Source organism: Massilimicrobiota sp. An80 (assembly GCF_002159255.1).
Taxonomy (GTDB): Bacteria; Bacillota_I; Bacilli_A; order Erysipelotrichales; family Coprobacillaceae; genus Allocoprobacillus; species Allocoprobacillus merdigallinarum.
In genome coordinates this window covers 1-1,891 of record NZ_NFHI01000102.1, presented here as the reverse complement: position 1 = coordinate 1,891, position 1,891 = coordinate 1, and the positions used below count along the sequence as shown (strand labels likewise).

At 51.9% G+C, this 1,891-nt stretch carries 1 rRNA gene; it reads right to left on the bottom strand.

Going from position 1 to position 1,891, the window contains the following annotated elements:
* Positions 1-224: 224 nt before the first annotated feature.
* Positions 225-1,748 (bottom strand): 16S ribosomal RNA (locus B5G32_RS13480).
* Positions 1,749-1,891 lie beyond the last annotated feature (143 nt).

Sequence of the window (1,891 nt, the reverse complement as noted above, 5' to 3'; positions counted from 1 at the left end):
AGGCATCCACCATACGCTCTTCTTCGCTTAACCTAAAGTGTTCTTTCTGTGCTTTCTTAGTTTGCAACTAGATGATTTCGACCTTCTTTTTCTTTGATCTCTTCATCTTCCTTCGCTTTCTTGTAGAAAGTTTGCTGTTCAGTTTTCAATGTTCCTGCCTTGAATGCAATCCCTTCAGACCACACTCAAAACCAAACAGTATCCACATCTTCTCTTCTCCCTAGAAAGGAGGTGATCCATCCCCACGTTCCCGTAGGGATACCTTGTTACGACTTCACCCCAATCATCAGTCCCACCTTAGACAGCTCCCTCCTTGCGGTTGGGCCACCGGCTTCGGGTGTTACCAACTCTCATGGTGTGACGGGCGGTGTGTACAAGGCCCGAGAACGTATTCACCGCGACATGCTGATTCGCGATTACTAGCGATTCCAGCTTCGTGCAGTCGAGTTGCAGACTGCAGTCCGAACTGTGAACGGGTTTCTGGGTTTCGCTCCACCTCGCGGCTTCGCCTCCCTCTGATCCGTCCATTGTAGCACGTGTGTAGCCCAGGTCATAAGGGGCATGATGATTTGACGTCATCCCCGCCTTCCTCCTCCTTGCAGAGGCAGTCTCGCCAGAGTCCCCAACCTAATGCTGGCAACTGGCAACAGGGGTTGCGCTCGTTGCGGGACTTAACCCAACATCTCACGACACGAGCTGACGACAACCATGCACCACCTGTGTGAGATATAACTATCTCTCTGTCTCCAGAGCCTTTATCTCCATGTCAAGACCTGGTAAGGTTCTTCGCGTTGCTTCGAATTAAACCACATGCTCCACCGCTTGTGCGGGCCCCCGTCAATTCCTTTGAGTTTCATTCTTGCGAACGTACTACTCAGGCGGAGTGCTTATTGCGTTAACTGCAGCACTGAGGTCTGACCCCCAACACTTAGCACTCATCGTTTACGGCGTGGACTACTAGGGTATCTAATCCTATTTGCTCCCCACGCTTTCGGGACTGAGCGTCAGCTGCACCCCAGACCGCCGCCTTCGCCACTGGTGTTCCTCCATATATCTACGCATTTCACCGCTACACATGGAATTCCGCGATCCTCTGATGCTCTCTAGCTGTGCGGTTTCCACGGCTTACCGAAGTTTAGCTTCGGGCTTTCACCGCAGACCTGCACTGCCGCCTGCTCCCTCTTTACGCCCAATGATTCCGGATAACGCTCGCCACCTACGTATTACCGCGGCTGCTGGCACGTAGTTAGCCGTGGCTTCCTCATAAAGTACCGTCACTCGCCTGTCATTCCCTACAGGCGCCGTTCTTCCTTTATAACAGAAGTTTACATCACGAATGACTTCTTCCTTCACGCGGCGTTGCTCGGTCAGGCTTTCGCCCATTGCCGAAAATTCCCTACTGCTGCCTCCCGTAGGAGTCTGGGCCGTGTCTCAGTCCCAGTGTGGCCGTCCACCCTCTCAGGCCGGCTACGCATCGTCGCCCTGGTGAGCCTCTACCTCACCAGCTAGCTAATGCGTCATAAGCCCATCCCTGTGCTATCCCGTAGGATATTTAACATACTCGACATGCGTCATGTATGCCTATGCGGTCTTAGCTGCCGTTTCCAGCAGTTATCCCCCTCACAGGGGCAGGTTGCTTATGTATTACTCACCCGTTCGCCACTCAATGCCGAAGCATTGCGTCCGACTTGCATGTATTAGGCACGCCGCCAGCGTTCATCCTGAGCCAGGATCAAACTCTCCATTGTCCTTTTCTATCTTCAGACAATTTCATGTCTTCTTGACTCTTTCTTTTTTCCTATCTTTATTGACGTGTTTACTGTTCAGTTTTCAATGTCCCTGTGCCCTCTCGTCGAGTGCTCATCTATAATACCATCTATCCTCTACCTTT